General features: G+C 46.3%; 16 protein-coding genes. 13 read left to right on the top strand and 3 right to left on the bottom strand.

Annotated features, from left to right (window positions below):
• Window positions 1–161: 161 nt before the first annotated feature.
• The 10 genes from AAHF22_RS11795 (at window position 162) to AAHF22_RS11750 (ending at window position 13,142) form a co-directional block, all read left to right on the top strand.
• Window positions 162–1,097, top strand: coding sequence for an ATP-binding cassette domain-containing protein (locus tag AAHF22_RS11795; RefSeq protein ID WP_347325202.1), 936 nt, complete (start codon window positions 162–164; stop codon window positions 1,095–1,097).
• Entirely contained in the window at window positions 1,075–1,806 is a 732-nt protein-coding gene (locus tag AAHF22_RS11790; protein ID WP_347325201.1) for an ABC transporter permease, read from the top strand. Before AAHF22_RS11795 ends, AAHF22_RS11790 begins: the two co-directional genes overlap by 23 nt.
• Before the next feature lie 15 nt (window positions 1,807–1,821).
• Entirely contained in the window at window positions 1,822–2,010 is a 189-nt protein-coding gene (locus tag AAHF22_RS11785) for a Mas-related G-protein coupled receptor member D (RefSeq protein WP_347325200.1), read from the top strand.
• A 31-nt stretch (window positions 2,011–2,041) separates the two neighbouring features.
• Window positions 2,042–3,307: a sensor histidine kinase gene (locus AAHF22_RS11780; RefSeq protein ID WP_347325199.1), complete on the top strand. Its 1,266-nt coding sequence runs from the start codon at window positions 2,042–2,044 to the stop codon at window positions 3,305–3,307.
• A 22-nt stretch (window positions 3,308–3,329) separates the two neighbouring features.
• Complete coding sequence (locus AAHF22_RS11775) at window positions 3,330–4,001, top strand: response regulator transcription factor (protein WP_347325198.1); 672 nt, start codon at window positions 3,330–3,332, stop codon at window positions 3,999–4,001.
• Between the two features lie 201 nt (window positions 4,002–4,202).
• The gene (locus AAHF22_RS11770) at window positions 4,203–4,379 is read left to right on the top strand and encodes a plantaricin C family lantibiotic (RefSeq protein ID WP_347325197.1); all 177 of its coding nucleotides are present in this window, start codon (window positions 4,203–4,205) and stop codon (window positions 4,377–4,379) included.
• Between the two features lie 93 nt (window positions 4,380–4,472).
• A complete protein-coding gene (locus AAHF22_RS11765) occupies window positions 4,473–7,637 on the top strand; it encodes a type 2 lanthipeptide synthetase LanM family protein (protein ID WP_347325196.1) in 3,165 nt (1,054 codons plus the stop codon).
• Window positions 7,638–7,647: 10 nt separating this feature from the next.
• Window positions 7,648–9,837, top strand: coding sequence for a peptidase domain-containing ABC transporter (locus tag AAHF22_RS11760; protein WP_347325195.1), 2,190 nt, complete (start codon window positions 7,648–7,650; stop codon window positions 9,835–9,837).
• Window positions 9,838–9,916: 79 nt separating this feature from the next.
• Window positions 9,917–10,087: a class II lanthipeptide, LchA2/BrtA2 family gene (locus AAHF22_RS11755; protein WP_347325194.1), complete on the top strand. Its 171-nt coding sequence runs from the start codon at window positions 9,917–9,919 to the stop codon at window positions 10,085–10,087.
• A 130-nt stretch (window positions 10,088–10,217) separates the two neighbouring features.
• A complete protein-coding gene (locus AAHF22_RS11750) occupies window positions 10,218–13,142 on the top strand; it encodes a type 2 lanthipeptide synthetase LanM family protein (RefSeq protein WP_347325193.1) in 2,925 nt (974 codons plus the stop codon).
• A gap of 77 nt (window positions 13,143–13,219) precedes the next feature.
• On the opposite strand, the gene AAHF22_RS11745 is transcribed toward AAHF22_RS11750, so the two are convergent.
• From AAHF22_RS11745 to AAHF22_RS11735, 3 genes are all read right to left on the bottom strand, one after another.
• Window positions 13,220–13,378: a hypothetical protein gene (locus AAHF22_RS11745; RefSeq protein ID WP_347325192.1), complete on the bottom strand. Its 159-nt coding sequence runs from the start codon at window positions 13,376–13,378 to the stop codon at window positions 13,220–13,222.
• Window positions 13,379–13,481: 103 nt separating this feature from the next.
• The gene (locus AAHF22_RS11740; RefSeq protein ID WP_347325191.1) at window positions 13,482–14,150 is read right to left on the bottom strand and encodes an amino acid ABC transporter permease; all 669 of its coding nucleotides are present in this window, start codon (window positions 14,148–14,150) and stop codon (window positions 13,482–13,484) included.
• Between the two features lie 13 nt (window positions 14,151–14,163).
• On the bottom strand, window positions 14,164–15,018 hold the full coding sequence (locus AAHF22_RS11735; RefSeq protein WP_347325190.1) for a basic amino acid ABC transporter substrate-binding protein: 855 nt from the start codon (window positions 15,016–15,018) through the stop codon (window positions 14,164–14,166).
• Window positions 15,019–15,284: 266 nt separating this feature from the next.
• Between AAHF22_RS11735 and AAHF22_RS11730 the strand changes: the two genes are divergently transcribed.
• From AAHF22_RS11730 to AAHF22_RS11720, 3 genes are all read left to right on the top strand, one after another.
• On the top strand, window positions 15,285–16,238 hold the full coding sequence (locus AAHF22_RS11730) for an aminopeptidase (protein ID WP_347325189.1): 954 nt from the start codon (window positions 15,285–15,287) through the stop codon (window positions 16,236–16,238).
• Between the two features lie 126 nt (window positions 16,239–16,364).
• Complete coding sequence (locus tag AAHF22_RS11725; protein WP_347325188.1) at window positions 16,365–17,903, top strand: PucR family transcriptional regulator; 1,539 nt, start codon at window positions 16,365–16,367, stop codon at window positions 17,901–17,903.
• A 584-nt stretch (window positions 17,904–18,487) separates the two neighbouring features.
• Complete coding sequence (locus AAHF22_RS11720; protein WP_347325187.1) at window positions 18,488–20,194, top strand: methyl-accepting chemotaxis protein; 1,707 nt, start codon at window positions 18,488–18,490, stop codon at window positions 20,192–20,194.
• Window positions 20,195–20,212 lie beyond the last annotated feature (18 nt).

Genomic DNA, 20,212 nt, shown 5'->3' with positions numbered 1-20,212 from the left:
GTACTCATGCGAGATGTATTCATATTGGTTGTATTCATGTTTGCTGTACTCATATGTGAGGTGCTAAGCCAAGTTTAAACGAAATTTAAACTGAAGCTACCGCTGTTTTTAAACTACGGCAGGTAAAGTAAAGTTATACCTTCACAGAAAGGATGGATTGTATGACAGAACGGAACGTTACGTTACGAACCGAACAACTGGGCGTATCCATCAAAGGCAAACCGATTTTGCAAGATATCAATTTACAGCTAGAACGAGGTCGTATTTACGGTTTGCTCGGTCCGAATGGCGCAGGAAAAACGACATTGCTCAAAGTGCTGCTTGGTATTTTCCCACCTAGTGCGGGCAGTGTCTGGTTTGAGGGCAGTAATTTGTATGAACAGCCGGATGCCAAATTGATCGAAACGATTGGCAGCATTATTGAATATCCGGGATTCTACGATAACCTGACTTTACATGAAAATATTGAACTGCATCTGCGGTATCTACATCAGCAAGGAACGAAAGAAGTGGATGACGTACTGCGCAAAGTTGGTCTATATGAACATCGACATAAGCTATTCTCACAAACTTCACTCGGGATGAAGCAGCGTCTGGGTATCGCCAGAGCGATTGCACATTCACCTCGTTTATTGTTACTAGACGAACCGACCAACGGACTTGATCCTTATGGTATCAAGGAAGTGAGAGAAATGCTGATGCAAGAAGTGATACGCAATGGCACGACAATCGTCATCTCCAGTCATATGCTAAGCGAAATCAATCTGATGGCGGATGATCTGATCATTATGAATCAAGGCAAAATCATTTTCGAATCTGCCTTTGTCAAAAATACGCAGGAAATGCATCTGTATCGCTTACCTGTGACGAGTGGTCTACAAGTCGAAGCGATTATGGATTTTGCCAGTCATATGCTGTCACAAGGCCCGGAGTATGTGGAATTTATTTCTGTGCTGCCGCTGACCGAAGTGCGTCATTATGTGACTGGGCTGGGAGCGAATGCACAGAAGCTGGAAGGATATCGCTTATCGCTGGAAGACCTGTATTTGAAATTGCTTGCAAAGGAGTATCGCTATGAATCTGCTGCTGCGCAATGAGTTTATGAAGCTGAAGCGTCTGAAGTCACTGTATGTGATCTTTTTTCTAAGCTTCCTGCCTTTTATAATCAATGGCATCGGCCTGTTATCGATGGGTGGAGAACAGACATGGACTAAATTTTATATGTTTGTTTTCAATCAATATTCGGTATTGTTTCCGACCGTTATCTTTATCTTTTCCGGCTTTTACTTTTACTTAGAATTCAAAAATAAAACGGTATTGAACTGGATGTCGTATCCGTATCCACGCTTTAAGTTGATTATGTCCAAGCTCATTGCCGCCTTTGTCGTGTTGTTTGTTATATCTGCAATCAACCATATTATTCATCTCGGTACATTGTTTGCTGTGTACGGCAGTAGCATGAACGCTTCTGAATTTTGGAAATTGCCGCTAACTTCTTTTACATCAACGACACTGAGTTTGTTAACGATTCCGGTCGCTGCACTGATCGCATTTGTGAGCCGTAACATTATTGTCGTAATGGTTAGTGGTGTGGCTGCCTTTATGGTAATGACGATTTTGCTGGCCAGCAATGTGTCGATCGCTTTTCCATTTTCGTTTATTTACCGCTTTAGTATTCAAATTGTGGAGCAAAGTATGGGCTATTCCAGTCTGCTGCTGTCAGCGAGCGGTGCGATCATTATGTTTGCTTATGTAGCGATCTCGCTTGCCGGTCTGTATGTGTATTCGCACAAAACTAGAATGTAAGAAAGGATGAGTACGATGGAAGCTGTATTGTTTGTACTTTCGATGCTGGCACTGGCATGCACATTGTTTATCTTTGTTGGCATGATCTTGAATAGTGGAATTAAAGGGATTCTGGATCTGTCCAGAAAGCCGGTAAAATGGATGACGGTATCGTTTGGTGTCTATATTGTACTGTTTGCGGCGTATATATGGAGCAGCATGTAAGCTTTCCAACTCTAATGAACGGGGTGATATGATGGGGAATACTATTCTGATTCGTTCAGCACAGGTGGCGGGCATAGGATGGATGGTGGCGATCACGCTATTCATGTTATATCCTGCACCGTCTACGAATGCGGTTTATTCCCTGCTCCTGTTCACGATTGTCCTTGCTACCCTCTGGGTCGTAGTCGTGCTGACGCAGAAAGCAAGAGAACAGATCATTTGCCCCGGCTTACATGGACAGCGGTTGCTTCACTTTGTAGAGGAATGTCAGCAGCTGGCGACCGTGATTGAAATCGTGGAGCTGCTGCGAGATGAGATGAAGGATATTTTAGCCGAGCAGGACATTTGTATCGCTATTTATAATAAACAGCAGCAGCATTTTCAACATCCACCGCCTTCATTTGAGCGCTCCCTACTTGTATCTTTGCAGCGCGGAGAATGGAGATATGCAGAGGATTGTTGGACGATGTCGGTTGGTGAAGGATTACAGGAGCACTACTATTTGTATTGTGCTAGAGCGGATATTAAGCGCCCTGATGCGGCGGCAGAACAGTATTTTTCGCTGCTTGCTTACCATGTACAGCTGCTGCTGCACAATCGGCTACTTGTGCACAGTCATGTGGATGAATGGATTCATACGCATGCGACTTCGATCCATTCGCCGCCACCTGTCGCGCAAATGCTCTTTTCGATTTCGGAAGCGGAAAGGAAAAAGCTTTCGCACGATATTCATGATTATTTGATTCAAGAGCTGATTCATATGAATCGCGTTATCGAACATCATCGTCATGAAAACCAGGATATGCAGCAATTGCATGAACAGATGCAGCGGAATATCGGCTATTTGCGAGATCGCTGCTTTGATCTAAGTCCGCCTTTTTTGCAACAGTTGAGTTTGCAGGAAAGTCTACGGCTACTTGTCGATCAATATCGAAGTCGGAATCGCTGTGAGATCGAGTTGATTTGCCGGGTGCAGCGCGAAGAGAAATTTTCCGAAGTATTTAACATTAATGTGTACCGTATTGCTCAGGAGCTGCTGAACAATGCTGCCAAGCACGCACAGGCTGAATATATTGTGCTGAGCTTAGTGCAAAAGGAAGATGGTATGCTGCTAGTCTATGAAGATAATGGGATTGGAATCGATTGGGATCGAGTGAATCAACAGCAAAATCATTTTGGACTGACTGGCATAAAAGAACGCATTAAAAGTATGAATGGAACTCATGTGATCGCTTCCACTATCAATGAAGGTCTACTTTTTAAATGTGAATTCCCGCGGGATTCGTACACATCATAGACATTGAAGGAGGAATCATTTCGTGAATATTCTCTTAGTTGATGATCATATCGGTGTCGCACAGGGAACAAAAGCTATTTTGGAACGACGAGGTACGATGAAAGTGACGCTGCTCTCATGTAGCGGACAGGTGATGGAACATTTGCAGAATCAGCATCAGCCCTACGATTTGATTCTGCTTGATTTATATATGCCTGAACTGAATGGAATGGAACTGGCAAAGCTTATTTTGGAGTATAACCCTGAAGCTAGAATTATTATTTATACCGGATTCGAGATCGCCACGCATTTTAATATGATGGTCAATATCGGCATTTGTGGGTTTATTAGCAAGTCTCTACCTGAAGAACAGATGGTTAAAGCGATTGAATGCGCGATCCAGGGGGATACATTGATCCCTACATATTTATTCAAGCAATTACGAAGACAGGAAATCAGCATTAGTGAGCAGGACATTGAAGATGTACCGGAACCATTACGTGATATTACGTTGAACGAGCGCGAGCAGGACATCCTGATGGGCGTGGCAGAAGGGCTAACCAACCGAGAGCTATCTGCCAAAATGCTCATCAGTCAGCGTGCCGTAGAGTATGTACTGACCGGTGTATATAATAAATTGGGCGTCAAATCAAGAACCGAGGCATTGATTAAAGCAAAACGATATTCTCTGCTGCCCGTCAGCATGCTGCAATAATAACGAACAGGAGCAGTGTCTGCGGACACTGCTTTTTTTTGCGTGTTCCGCATCGGATCGCTTCGGAAAACCGCAAATTAAAGGCGTTATTCCGAAAATACCTTTTCGCTGACGGAACGAAACGTATCGTTTATGATGTTCTCAAGGGAATATATGGATGTCGAAAACATAATTCCCAAAAAATGAACTGGAGGGATTTTGATGAAAGAACAATGGTATGATTTCGCAGGTAATCTGGAAATGGAACTGAATGAAATTGAACTGAGCGAGCTGAACGGCGGTGTAGAGGCGCAAGGTATTTCTCAGGGGAATGACGGACATGTTTGTACACTGACCTGGGAATGCGGTCTCTGTCCAACACATACTTGTTTCTGTTAAGTAAAGGACGAATACATTCATGAGCACCAGCACAATCCATAACGCAGGGAGATGAACACATCTCCCTTTTCTACCAAAGGGGATGTGAATCGGATGACAACTATGACCAACCTGCTAATGAGCAAAGAACGTAAAGGGCCACAACTGCCAGATGCAGAAATCCAATTGCTGGATCGCAACCTGGAATTAATTTATAAGCAAAATACAGCACTCGCCGAAGAAAGTATTCAGCACGTGATGTTAATGAACGATCTGGAGCAGGTCAAACAATTGTATCGCACCGGGTTACATACGACCGGGTTCAAAATGAACGTGTTTCAGCAACTCAAGCAGGCGATTGCTTCACAGCACATTCAAGATCATCAAATTAACGACAATATTATGTTTCACACCTTTGCTTTGAAAATAACCGCATACTTTTCACATCTGTTATCTTTCTCCGGCATTGGCGAGGAGCGACTGGAAAATGTCGCTCAGCTCCGGCAGCGGATGATGGAGCAGCTAGAGAAAAGTGTCCTTAAAATATCGTATCGTACACTTGTGCTTGATCTGAATATGAACCGCGAACAGGGGAAGTTGCTAGGAGCTACACCGGAGCAGCAATACCAGTATTATCATCGCCAATGTTTGCAGGATCAAACTTATATCGAACAATTTTTTGAAAAGTATCCGGTGCTGCTTCGAGCACTTGGCGGAGAAATACGCAAATATCGCAAGTTTCTAAATGAATTGTTCACACGCTTTGAACGAGATTATGAGCAGATTGCAGGTCTACTTTCCAGCTCCACCCCCGTACAAATACGGGATATCGAAATGGGGATGGGCGATGCTCACTCGGATGGACGCAAAGTTACCCGGCTTATTTTAAACTGTGGACAGCTGATCTACAAGCCACGCAATCTGTCGATCGATAAGCTGTATGAGAAGATCATTCAATTTACAAACGAAATGTCTGGCGAACCGGATTTGCAATTGCAGGCACCAGCGGTACTGGCACGCAAGCATTATGGCTGGGCACAATATATTTCATTTCAAGGCTGTACGAATGAGCAGCAGGTGGAGCGCTTCTACACACGCATGGGTGCACAGATGGCGTTACTGTATACACTGCAAGCGGTTGATTTTCATTCCGAAAATTTGATCGCTCACGGTGATCAGCCGGTACTGATTGATCTGGAATCTTTATTTCATCCGATGTATGAACGGGATCAAGAAGCGATTACAGCTTATCAGCAAGCCGAAAAGCAGTTAAATGAATCGGTACGTGCACTGGGACTGTTGCCGTTCCTGTTTGCAGGCAAAGCGGATATTAGCGGAATCGGTCGTCAGGGGAAAACGAAGTCGATCCTCAAAGTACCACAGCTAAAACATGTCAAAACCGCGCATATGCAGGTGGAGCGCGATTACACCGAAACCGAGGAGAGCTATAACCAGCCTTCGTTGGAGCAAACGAAAGCGATCAATCCGAAGCAGTATGTAAAGCAGCTCAAACGAGGATTCACGATGATGTATGAATTGCTGCATCGTCACAAGCAAGCATTATGCCAGTTAATCGAGCAACAAGGTGCCGATGCCGTCATTCGATTTATCCCGAAGCCTACGGTCAAATATGCATCCTTGCTGGAGCTGAGTTTTCATCCACGCTTTCTGCACAACTCGATTGACCGTGAAGTATTTCTGGCGAAAATCTGGGAAGATGCTAGAGGCCGAGCCGATTTTGAAAAGCTGGTCACGTATGAATTTGCCGATCTGCTGAATAATGATATTCCGTATTTTAGCATTCGTCTGCATGAGCCTCATGTGTATACTGCGAAAGGGAAACAAATCAGTCACTATTTTCAGGAGTCTCCACTACAGATGGTGCAGCGACGTGTGGCTGGTCTGTCTAAGGAGGATATGGATTTTCAGTTGCAAGTGATTGAACTGTCCATGCTGGCAGCGGAGGAGCAAAAGCAAACGGTGCTCAAGCAATTTGTGAGCAAGCAGTATCGCGATTATACACAACCGCCTGCGGCAGGATATGACATAGAGCTGCGTCAAAAGGCAGTGGAGTTAACCGATTATATTCATGCACGCGCGTATCAGAGCTGTATCGCAGGCAAACCAACCTATGCGTGGCTGAATACGATGCCGGTCGGCGTAGAGGAATTGCAATGGAAGTTATCGGTTATGGGCGATTCGATGTACGATGGATTGTCCGGCATGGCACTACTCCATCTGGCTCTATGGAAAACCGGTGCAGGAGAAGATTACCTACAGCGTGCCGAGCATATGATGGATGATGTAATCGAGCGGTATACGTCGCTGGAAATCACAGCAGACAATCGAGAGCGGATTTCCATTGGAGCCTATTCTGGCATCGCTTCGATGGTGTACACGCTGCTGAACTTTTATACAATGACAGGCAAGCGTCGTTTTTATGAGTCTGCCCGTACATTAGCCGCTTTTATTCCACAGCTATTGCCATATGATCATGAACTGGATCTGATCGGTGGTAGCTCCGGTGCACTTGCTGTGATGGCACGCGCGTACGAAATTGAGCATGATCCACTGTTCCGAGAGCTGGCAGAACAATGTGCCGCCTACCTGGTCGACAAGGCGATTCATGTGGATGAACAGCAGGTTACATGGGAAGGCATTGCCGGAAAACCACTAACTGGATTTTCGCATGGGAATGCCGGTATGATCTATGCCCTGCAATTATGGCAAAATCATACCGATAACAACGAATTGAAGATGATCATTAAAAAAGGTATGAATTTTGAAAATGCGCATTGCAGTCATGGAAACTGGAATGATCTGCGTAAGCCTGTAGAGGAAGCAGCTACATCGGCGTGGTGTCATGGCTCGCCTGGGATTTTGCTATCCCGTTTGCAGCTAGCAGAGTCCACTCATCCTGCGGTCGCTCAACAGGCTGTACATGATCAGCAGATGGCATTGCCTAACATTTTGCATGATGGCTTTGGCAGAGAGCAAAGTTTATGTCATGGCGATATGGGCAATGCGATGATCCTAATCCGTTACGGACAAAGAACGAATCAGCCTGAATGGATCAATGTGGGCACAAATCTAATTATCGAAAGTGCTCACAGTCGTACCAAATACCAGTGTGGTGTCGGCAATGAAGTAGAAACGCCGAATCTGATGCTTGGACTCGCCGGTATTGCTTACGGCATGTTGTATGCTAGCCATCCTGAATTGCCCAATATTCTCGATCTGGAGCTAAGTGGTATGACCGATACACCGTTATCGGAGTAGGAGGAAGCCTATGCCATTATTTGCGAGAAAACTACCCGTCATTTTACAACTGAATCAATACGATTGCGGGATTGCCTGTCTGGCGATGCTGGCAAGCGGATTACGTAAAAAGCGGATCGAGACGGCTGAATTTCGCAGGGATCAATCGCTGTTAGGACGCGATGGAGCTAGTCTTGCGGTGTTAAAGCAAGCGGCAGCGCAGCGTGGTTATGCACTCAAAGCATATCGTTTACCAACCGTGGAGGAGATTGCCCAGCTGGTCAAGATCGGGCCGGTGATGGTGCACTGGAATCATAATCATTTTGTCGTCGTGGAGCGTTATAGCGAGCAGAAGATCACGATCATTGATCCATCATCCGGCAGAATCGATATGTCGCCAGAGCAGTTTATGGATTCGTATAGCGGCGTATGTGTCACGCTTGAAATGAGTGAAGAGATCGTCGTAGCGGACGATGGACAGGCACAGACAACGAGCAAGAGATCACGCAAGCATGGACTGGTGTACAAGCTATGGACGTATTTGCGCGGCAATAAGCCACTTATCGTGCATATTATGCTGCTAACGATCGTATTTCAGATTTTGAATCTGGCAGCGCCTTTTCTGACCCAGTATGTGATTGATTCGTCACAACAGCAGCAACAGTTGTCAATTCCCTGGCTCGGTGCAGCCGTCGTGATGTCTCTGTTTTTGTTTTTTGGATTATCGCTACTACGCATGAGGTTTATCGTGCGCTTGCAGCTGCACATTAACCGGGCGCTGACTGAGAAAGTGCTGCGTAAACTGTTTGTGATGCCGCTGAAGTTTTTTGAATCGAGTTCGACCGGCGATATTTCAGCGAGAATTTATAATATTGCAGTTATACGCGAAGTAATCTCGCGCCTTGCTGCTACCTTTTTGCTCGATATTAGTTTACTGGTTACATTTTTCATCGTCATGCTTGCCTATTCGCCAACGCTGTCACTGATCGTAGCGGCGGGTGCGATCGTGCAAATTGTAAGCACGATGTACTTGTTGCCCCGAATCGAAACCTTTACGAAGCAAGAAGTCGGAAGTCAGGCGCAATTTCAGGCGCAATTAATCGAAGTGCTTCGGTCGGTTGGTTTTATCAAAACGATTGGCCGAACCGAACCGATTGAACAGCAACTCAAGGACAACTTTGGCATGCAGCTGAATCATTTTGAGAAACGGATGAATTATTCGTCCATGCTGGGTGCGATCTCCAATTCGATCAATCTGTCCTTACCACTTTGCATTCTTGTGATCGGCATGGCAGGCTTACCGGGCAATGGACTGACACTTGGTGCACTCGTTGCCTTTGCCAATATTGCGGGTCGCTTTATGACACCGCTTGGCTCGATTATCGGTAGTCTGGAATCGGTCAAAATGGTGGAAGAAATGATTAATCGGGTTGAGCATATTATCGGTGAGCAGGAAGAACGCTTGAATGAGGATCAACCCTTGCCATTTCAACCGGATCGACATGTCATTCAGTTACGGGATGTACGATTCAGTCATAATGGCAAGCAATACGAGTTAAACGGCGTTGATCTGGATATCCATCCATTTGAAAAAGTGACGTTGATCGGCAAAACTGGCAGCGGCAAATCGACACTGTTCAAATTGCTAGCTGGACTGTACGAGCCAGCTAGTGGCAGCATTCATTACGGAGCGACAAATAGTCGCGAGATCAATCTGAGCGCGCTGCGCGAGTATATCGGTTATCTAGTGCAGGATACGCATCTGTTCAATGATACGATCCTGAACAATATACGTTATTTCAATGAGCACGCACGTATGGAGGACATTGTCCAGGCGGCGAAAGATGCCTGTATCCATGACGACATTGTCAATATGCCGATGGGCTATTACACCGTTATTGGTGAAAATGGGGTAACCCTTTCCGGTGGACAGCGACAGCGCATCGCGATCGCGCGTGTATTAGCCAAAAAGCCGCGGATTTTGCTCATTGATGAAGGCACTAGCAATTTGGATGCCGATACGGAAGCGACCATTTTACGTAATCTATATGCGAAGCCGATGACGATTATTTCGATTACACATCGTCAAAGCTGGCTGGAACATGCCGATCATGTGTATGAGTTGGCAGATGGGAAGCTGCGGCGTGTATCGGCACAGGAGTCACATCGTACAGGCACTTTACTGAAAGGGGGTGATGCGGTAAACGGTCAAATGATGTAAGGAAAGATCGGCTGTTCTGTATGTTCATGTTCAATCTAATCCATAATCCAAAAACCTAACTAACAAGGAGGAAATGACAATGAAAAAACAAGAGCTGATGATCGCACAGGTGTCTGAGAAGGAATTGCAAGAGCTGGCAGGTGGTGCGGAAGCAACACCAAACGCTATCACGCCTACTATTATTCCGGTATCGCTGGCTGTTTGCCCAACTACTCGCTGCGCTTCCATCGTCGAATCCTGTAACGGCTAATCGGTATGTATGAATACCAGAGGAAGGAATACGGGATGGTGGTATTCCTTCCTTTTTTCATTTGTACATTTTTTCATTTGTATATTGTCAGGAATATAGTCATTTATTTGGAACGAAGGGGGCAATGATGATGAAACCGATCAAAGATTCGTTCAACGTGCTGTTGCTGAACGATCAAGCTGAACCTATACCGGCATCGCTGTTTGATGAACAGGATTATTTTAAAGAAGTGGCTGCTTATTATATGCAACCTGTATATGTTCGGATTCGTGCCGGACTACAGCAATTCGATCAACGGAGGCTGGATGAGCAACTATTGCTGCATTCCATCATGATCCATTACAAACACAAGCTGTATCGAATGATCGGCAAAACGCTGATCTACGAGTTTCATCAAACATTTGACGAATACGATGAATATTCGGACTCCAAATACTATGACTATTTTGCTGACAGTTTGCGAAACACGGTAACGATCGAACAGATGATGAGTCGTTATCCGGTATTGCAGCGTCTGCTGCACAGGATGACCGAGCAATTTATTATCTTTCATTTGCATATTATTGCCCGATTTACCGAGCAATATGAGCAGCTTTTTCATACGTTTAATCTGTCCGGTTCATTAAACGGACTGAGCACAGGTGCCGGTGACGATCATCAGCAGGGCAAAAGTGTGGCGATCCTCGATATCGGTTCGTCCCGACTGCTCTACAAGCCGCGCTCGCTAGGAGTGGATTTATTTTATCAACAATGGATCGAGCATGTGAATCAGACGCGCGGCACGCAGCTGCGTGCGCCGGTATCGATCGATTGCGGTACATATGGATGGCAGGAATACGTACAATCACAGCCCTGCTCTTCGTTAGAACAAGTATCGCAGTTTTATGCACAGTTTGGGATGCAGCTTGCGTTTATGTATGCTTTTCAAGGCTCGGATTTTCATTATGAGAATGTAATTGCTGCCGGGGCAAATCCAGTGCTGATTGATCTGGAAACATTGTTTCAGGGCAGTCCCAGCTTTACAACCGACACGCAAGCCAGTCATCCTACGCTGGATGTATCACGTCTCGTCAACCGCACCATTTTAAAAACGACTGTATTCGATTATACCTGTTTTGCCGATGAGCGCGGTATGCATCATATTGGCGCACTGACCGATGTGAATAAACGTCAAATCGAGCAGGAGCGTGTCGTGCATATCGGAACCGACCGTATAGCGATACAACGGCAAACGGAAGAGATGAGCAGTCATGGCAATATGCCCGTTTATCATGGTGCTGTTCAGCACGCGTATGAGTATGAATCGATGCTGATCGAAAGTTTTGCCGATACGTTAACATGGCTCAGGAGTGATCCGTACTTACCTGTACTGATGCAGCGTTATGCGGAAGCGGAGATTCGGATCATTATGCGACCGACTTATTTGTACAGTACGTATTTGGAGGCGCTGTATCATCCGCGTTATCTGAGCGCTGAAGCAGAGCGTCAGCGTGTGCTGTCGTTTATTGGCAATGCGTATGTACGGTATGATGCATTTGAAGCCATTTTCCCATTCGAGTTAACAGAGATGATGGATGGAGATATTCCGTACTTTTTCACGAAACTGTCTTCACGCCAGCTCTGGTCGGGGACAGGTGAAACGGTGCCGGTAAATATTTTGCATCAAAGTGCCAGCGATGAGGTGTTGGAACGATTGACCCAAATGGATGAAGCGGAGATCAGGCAGCAGGTGCAGCTGATCAGCATGTCCATGAGTGTGATGGCAGCGAATCAACAGGCGAAGCCTAAGCCTAATCCGGTTCACCAGCAAACTGATATCGGAAAGCGCTGGGGCAACGTCTCGACTGTGCCGATAACAGCATCAATTCCAGCATTTATTCAGCACGAAACCGAGCTGATTACAGCACAACGGCTAGATGTGAAAGATCATGCACAATGGTTGTCGGTCGTCTCAATGCCAGATGGACAGCATACGATAGGGCCGATGGGCTTCGGATTATACAATGGATTGGCAGGGATGGGTTTGTATTATGCGGCTTATGCGGAAGTATTTGCCGATCAACAGGCAGCGGAAATGGTAGCGGATATCGATCGCTCGATTCGGCATATGTATCCGCTCAATGTATATAAAGATAGCTATTCGGCTTTTTACGGTTCCACCTGTTATATGTATTATGTGAATCGGCTTCGTCATCTGTCAGTGTACACCGAAGCAGAGCAGCAGCAATTATACGATACGTATCTGGATGGATTGGCTGAGCAGCTACCTTCGATTCCATTCAATGACTTTATGGGTGGACTGGCAGGTGTACTGAAAGTGCTGGTGAATCTGTACCGATCGACCGGAATGCCTAAGGCTAAGCACATCGCACAGCGTGTATGTCAACAATTGTGTCAACGTGCAATCATTGAGCAGGAGCATGCTTACTGGCTGCCAGATACAGGAACAGGAAAGCCACTTGCCGGATTTTCACATGGGATTACAGGCATTGCGTATGCGTTAGCTACCTATGTGGCGCACATCGAACAGGACGAAGCTATATTGGATACGATCCGTCAGGCGCTTGCTTATGAGGATCAACTGTATTGTAAAACGACCGGGCAATGGCTGGACAATCGCAATAACCGTCAGAACTGTTCAGCTCCGATGTGGTGTCATGGTTCAGCCGGAATCGTACTTGGACGGAGCCAGATTGCCGATTTGACGGACGGGGTAGTGACGCCAAACTGGATGAAGGAGTCGCTATCTGATATGCTGCTACACGGGCAATCTCATAGGCAGGGAAATTCGCTCTGTCATGGTACGATGGGGAATGTCGATATTTTGGCAACAATCGCTCGTAGTGGCGTATTTGCACAGGAACGTCAGCAAATTGAAGCTACGATTGTAGACTGGCTCGCTAGGTATCGTCATGAGCTGTGTACGACAGGCTGGACAAATGGAGTTGCCCACGATGCCTTTAGCCCGGGATTAATGCTTGGACGTACCGGTCAGCTGTATACGTGGTTACGTCATTATTCAGGCAGCTTACCTTCGGTATTACTGCTGGATTGAATGAACGATCTACTTATACTAATTTATTCGGCTACTATAGCATAAGTGATGCTGAACTATTCTGTTATCGTAGACAATCACATATTGAATATCGCGTTATAGCAGACAATCACATATTGAATAATACTACGCAAATAAACAAGCAAACAGGCAGGCAGGTCAAAAAGCTCCAACGTATACGTTGCCAGGTTATATTCATACACCTGCAACAATAGGTTGGAGCTTTTGCGTTGCATTCATCATATCCTGCCCATACTTAGAGCTTTTGTTTTGTATAGACTACATACTATTACACTGTATGCACGATCTAATGGATAATAGACAATCCAACCGACCGCATCAATGCTGTTCCGATTGGTTCATTCTGCGTTCCCACCAGCCTAGCAGTTTGCTCAGGGAATAGGTAAGAATGAGGTAAATGAGCGCTGCTGTCAAATATGGCTCCCAAATACGCAAATACTGTCCGCGCATCAGGTTCGCATAATACATCAGCTCTTTAGCAGCGATAATCGTTAGCAAAGAAGAATCTTTAATGAGTACGATAAACTCATTGCCAAAGGCGGGGATCATCCGTTTAATCGCTTGCGGCAAAATAATATAGCGCATCGTCTGATGGCGATTCATGCCCAGCGACAGTGCCGCTTCGGTCTGTCCCTTTTCCACCGACTGAATACCAGCGCGGAAAATCTCAGCGCTATACCCAGCCGAATTGAGCGTGAGCGATAAAATCGCGGCAAAGAGCACATCTGTCCGATCGATCAGCAGCGGCACGACGCCAAAATGAACGAGCAAAATTTGTACGAGTAACGGAGTGCCGCGAAAGAAGTTAATATAACAGGCTGCCGGTAGTCTAAAGTACGCATGCTTGGACATGCGCCCAAAGCCAACGATCAGCCCTAGCACCGAACCTAGCAAAATGCTAACGATGGACACGCCAATCGTCAGCAATGTGCCTTTGAGCAGGAGCGGTATGTAATACAAAATAATATCAATCCGAAAATCGCTCATCGCGCTGCTCCTTTTAGCCTTTAGCCATCTCTGCTTTCAGATGGGTCAGATCCGGTTCTGTGCCAAACCATTTTTTATAGATTTCCGCGTAGGTGCCATTGTCGATAATCGTTTGAATCGCAGGATCAAGTTTAGCTTTAAGCTCACTGTCTTTCGGGTACAGGATACCGTAATATTCGGAATTGAAGTTTTTGGAGTCGCTAATGCTGACCAGTTTTTTGTCAGGATTATTTTTAATATATTCGTTGACGATGGCGATATCCGCAACGACGGCGTCGGCACCGCCATTATCCAGCTCCAGTAGGGCAAGAGCATTGCTTTCAAAACGGCTTAAATTGCTGTTATCTTTGCCCATAATGCCGGACATGAGAATATCTGCGGTCGTGCCGTTTTGTACGGCGACCTTTTTATTTTTTAGATCGAGTGCGGATTTGATATCGCTCCCCTGTTTGACCATGATCACATTGGTCGATTCAAAATAAGGGAGGGAGAACGAATAGCTTTCTTTGCGATCAGCGGTAATGGATACGGAGGAGATGCCAGCCTGATATTCAGTGCCCTGGCGAACACTTTCGAGCATCGTATCCCAGCCTGTATTTGACACTTCATACTTCATGCCCGCTTGCTTCATCACCGCATCGAGGAAATCAATATCAAAGCCTTTGACCTGATCAAGATCCATAAATTCCATCGGTGCATAAGATGCATCGGTAGCAAATTTGATCGGTACGCTATCTGTCGTTGCTGTTTCTGTACTGCTGCTCGCTCCGCTTGTTGTTGATGCGGCGTCTTGGGATGGCGGTGTTCCACAGCCTGCTAACATGACAAAAATAAGTGTGAGTAATAATGACATGAATGGTTTTTTCAAAGTCGTTCCCCCATTTATTGGATTTTGATAGTCGTAATTTTAACAGCGAATGATAGTAACTACAATATATATTTAAGTTTATGTGATAATAATTCACTTTATTTGTTGTTTATAATGGGTTGATTCGTATTTTATCGTATTTTAATGAGTAATATGTTAAAAAAGTTTACATTAAAATTGCAATAGAAACAGCTGGACAGCGAAGCGAAAGCGGTTATGATACACTTAAGGAATGGACCTAACCTGAATGTAAAGGATGGAGAACGATGAACGAACAACGAATTGAGATCAGCAAAAATGTACTGGTGGATTGTCTTGGCTTACAGGCAGGCGAATCGCTTGTCGTCGTGACAGATGATAGTCGTAAAGAGCTGGCAGAGGCGTTGTATGAGGGCGGCAAGCGTCTTGGTGCCGAATCGATGCTGGTTGTTATGCAAGAACGCAGTCGCTCAGGCGAGGAGCCGCCTGCTTCGGTTGCGGTGGCAATGATGAATGCGTCGGTCGTTGTCTGTGTAACGAGATATTCGTTAACCCATACAGCAGCGCGCAAGCAGGCGGCAGCAGCTGGTGCCCGTGTGGCGACGATGCCTGGCATTACGGAGGATATGTTCACTCATGGTGCGATTACGGCAGATTATGCGGAAGTGAAGAAGTTGACGGAGCGAGTGACAGGCCTGCTTACAGACGCTTCCACCGTGCGGATTGAGAAGGATGGTTATGAGCTGAGCTTTTCTATTGAAAATCGTGAAGGTGTACCAAGTACAGGTTTGTATTTAAATCCGGGTGAATCGGGTAATCTGCCTTCAGGTGAAGCGTATATTGCACCGCTGGAAGGTACAGCTTCCGGTCAGCTGCTTGCAGATGGCTCAGTAGCAGGTCTGGGGGCGCTGGAACAGCCACTATTACTAACATTAGAGCATGGTCGTCTCGTTGCTGCGGAAGGTGGACTCGGTACAGATCTGCTGCATATGCTCGGTGATGATCAGGGCCGGATGCTGGGCGAATTTGGGATTGGGACGAATGATAAGGCACGTATTACCGGTGTAGTGCTGGAGGATGAAAAAGTGTACGGTACGATTCATGTTGCTTTTGGCAGCAATAATACGTTTGGTGGAACGATTGCCGCAGGCGTACATATCGATATCGTCGTGAAGCAGCCGGACGTGTATCTGGATGATCGTCTCGTTATGCGTGCAGGAGAACTGGTAGACGGACGCTGAATCCGAACCTGTACTGACCATGAACCCGAACTAGCAAATGAGCCTAAACTAGCAATAGAAGTGAAACAATTGGTAATGAATGAATAAACAAGTTGGAATGAATGGAAGTAATGGCGGTGAACAACAATGACAACGACAGAAATGACCATACGTGAATTGCTACAGCTACCGATTATGCAAGGAGCTTGCGTCATTAGCGGTGCTCAGGGGCTAAAGCGATCTGTACATTTTATCGATATATTAGAATTGCCAGAGCCGGAACATGGAGTAAAGCCTGGTATGCTGCTAATGACGAGCGGATATAGTTTGCGTGATCAGCCTTCACGTCTCGCTCATATGATTAAAATATTGGCGGAGTTAGGAGCGGCAGGTCTGGCGATTAAGCCGGATGGATATTTGTCTGTACTGCCGCTGGAAGTAGTGCAGGCAAGTGAAAAGTATAGTTTTCCAGTGCTGGAATTGCCGGATGGTACAAACTACACACCGCTTATTCAGGCGGTAACAGCACGCATTACGAGCCGGCAAGCAGTAACCGAGCAGCATTCGGATGATGTGTATCGCAAACTGACGGCGATGGTGCTTGAAAATATCGGTATTCAGGCGGTGAACGATCACGTGTCCGGCTTGCTGAAAGCACCGGTTGCCGTTATCGATAACGGTGGAGCAACGATTGTCGCTTCTCCAGCAGGCTGGGATTATCGACATGCGATTCATCCGCTACGCCGGACGATTCAGGTCGACCGGCGGAATGTAGCCACATTAATCGTCGACAAAGAAACGCTGGATACGCTGGAGGAGACCGGTATCGAACAGGCCAGACTTGTACTGGCGCTGGAACTGATGCGTAACCGGATTATTATGGATACCGGACATCGGCTGCGTGGGAACTTTATCGATGAGCTGATGACACCACCGACCCCGCCGCGTCATGAAGTGGAACAGCGTGGACGTCAGCTCGGTATGGACCCATCACAGCTATGGGAAGTGGTCGTTATTGAAGGACAGACCGCGCCTGAAGAAGAATGGATCAGTCAGCTGTTAGAGCCAGAGGCAGCGCGCTATGGTGTGCGTCCGCATGTGGAGTTTCGTAGCAATCGTGCGATCTTATTTTTACCAACGCCGGCTGCTGCGGATGAGCATGAAGTCAGACGCAAGCAGGAGCTAATTCCGTGGACAACTATTGTGGGCGGCTGGTTGGACGATCGTCAGGGGAGGCTGACCGGATATCGTGCAGGTATTGGGCGTCCGACCTGGCTATGGGATATTCACGAGAGCTACAGCGAGGCACGGCATTCGTTAGCTATTTCCAATCGCTTAAGCGGCGGCGGGGCGATGACAGCCTATAAAGATATTGAGATTTATCATTTGTTACGGGCGACGGTGGATGAGCGCGGCTTTGGTGAGCTATTTGACCGCAAGCTGGGCAAGCTCAAGCAATATGATGAGGAGCATAATAGTGATCTGCTACGCACGCTGTTCTTTTATTTGGAAAGTCGCGGCAGTCTGATGGATACAGCGGCACAGTTATTTATTCACCGTAATTCGGTTAAATATCGACTGGAGCGTATACGCGAGATTGCAGGCTTTGATCTGAATGATGTACATGAGCAGTTTGTATGCCATTTGTGTCTAATCTATTATTATTTGCTGGAACGGCCGGATTGAACATGGAAGAACAGTCGCCTGAACCAAATGATCGAATCAATCAATGTAGATCGATAAACGTAGATCAATGTAGATCAATGACGTTGATATTGTAGTACGATCTACGATCGATAGGCGGAACTTTCAACAAAGTAGGCAGTTTTAAATGAAACATATAGCATGACGTTCTACAAGGATAACTTTCTAAATAAAGCATAAAGCTGTATATGAAGTACGAAATTCTAAATAACGGATACAGATTGAAAGACGTAACAAAAGAGCCTGGACGCCGAGTCATTGTATGTTCAGGCTCTTTTATATGTATTTAATTGTGTATTAAGTCATAGGATGGACATCATGGATGAAAAAAGGGAGGATTTGCTGAAAGATAGCGAAAAAATTTCATGAAAAATTAAAATTTTAACTAAATGTATTAACTTAGCGACCACTTCTATCCGATAAATGAACAGTCAGTCAGTTTTGCGATCTTATTCAGGCATATGTGATGACTGAGGCGATCTGATCCGTTCCGCAAAGTGTGTTATCGTTTTATGCGGCATGCCATCATGATATAGCATTAATCAGACAGGAGAGTTAGCGAAGAGATGGGAAAGATAAGTTTCAAAGGCAAAATGATGTTGTCGGTTAGTCTGGTGATTTTGCTAGGCAGCGGATTGCTTGGCTACTACGCCGTACAACAGGCGAGTACACAGCTAATACAGGCAGCTCAGAAAAAACTACAGGGCGATCTGGATACCGGTTTACTGTTACTCAACGCATTACATCCTGGTGAATGGTCGATCCAGGGAGATAAGTTATACAAGGGCACAACCGTAATGAATAACAATATGGAATGGCTCGATACATTTGGTCAAAAGACCGGCGATACCGCAACACTATTTCAACAGGATACACGAATCGCGACCAATGTAGTAAAAGATGATGGAAGCCGCGCAGTCGGAACGAAAATTTCTGAAAAGGTCGGTAACATCGTGTTGAAGCAAGGGCAAGCGTATATGGGCGTAGCTGAAGTGGTCGGCCATACGAACCAGGCAGCCTATATTCCGCTCAAAGATGCAGCAGGCCAGATCGTTGGGATCTGGTATGTTGGCGTGCCTAATGAACCGTATGAGCAGGCAACAACACACTTTCGCAATAGCATTATCGTGTTCATTGTAATCGAAGTCATCGCTGCTGTGCTGGTGATCTGGCTGCTCACGCGCCGTCTATTGCGTCCGCTCGTTATGATCACTCGTGCGGCAGAACAGGTTGCAGGTGGTAGTTTACAGGTGGAATTGCCTAAGGTACAGAGCCGCGACGAGATCGGACGTTTGTCGACTGCCATTGGGGCGATGATGGAAAACCTAGGTGCACTTATGCACGATATTCGTCAAAATATGTATACGACCGCAAGTAGCATTAGCTCGTCGTCCGAACAATTTTCGCGTTCATTGGAAGAGATGAGCAGCTCCTATAGTCAGGTAGTACTGAGTAATAAAGAAATGAATGATAATGCGCGTACCGGCCACACGGTCGTTCAGCAATCGGTGCATACGGTCAATACGCTGTCTGATCTGATTACCCAGGCAGCCCTTCGTATAGATGGTGCTGTGCAGGATTCTCAGTATACGCAGGAAACAGCGCTGCGCGGCAAAGCAACGATGGAACAGACGATTCACGCGCTGGAGACATTTGCTCAAACGTCGCGGCAAAATGGACAGATCGTTGGACAACTACAAGAATACTCACAGGAAATTCGCCAGATTGCCGCTACCATTTCTGGGATTGCACGCTCCACCAATCTGCTTGCCCTCAATGCTTCCATCGAAGCAGCACGCGCAGGCGAGGCCGGGCGTGGCTTTGCTGTTGTCGCATCGGAAGTACGTATGCTTGCGGAGCAGGCAAGTGAAGGGGCAGGCGCTGTAGAAGAGTTTACGAGCAAAATTAGTGACTCGCTAGCGCAGGCAGTCGCTATGCTGAACAATGGTCGCACACAGTTAGAGGATGGCCGTATCGCCGCCCAATCGTCCGAGCAAGCACTGGAAGCGATCTGGGATGCGATCGGTACGACATCAGCAAGTATTCAGGAAGTATCGGTCATCGCGCAGCAAAAAGTGGAACACGCGCGAGAGGTGAGAAATATGTTGAATCAGCTGGAACATACAGTGGAGCATACATTGTCTGCTTCCCGTCAGGTACTTGAAGTGTCCGAAACGGCTGCCGGCGAATTGGAAAATCTCGCGGCTGGCTCGGAGGAACTGGATGCGATGTCGTCGCAGCTGCAACATGCTGTATCTCGTGTGCTGACGTAATGCTGGTGGATAGCAAAT

Source organism: Paenibacillus wenxiniae (assembly GCF_039822605.1).
Lineage (GTDB): Bacteria > Bacillota > Bacilli > Paenibacillales > Paenibacillaceae > Saccharibacillus > Saccharibacillus wenxiniae.
Note: the sequence above shows the minus strand (reverse complement) of the source record. Positions and strands in the feature narration are given on the sequence as shown.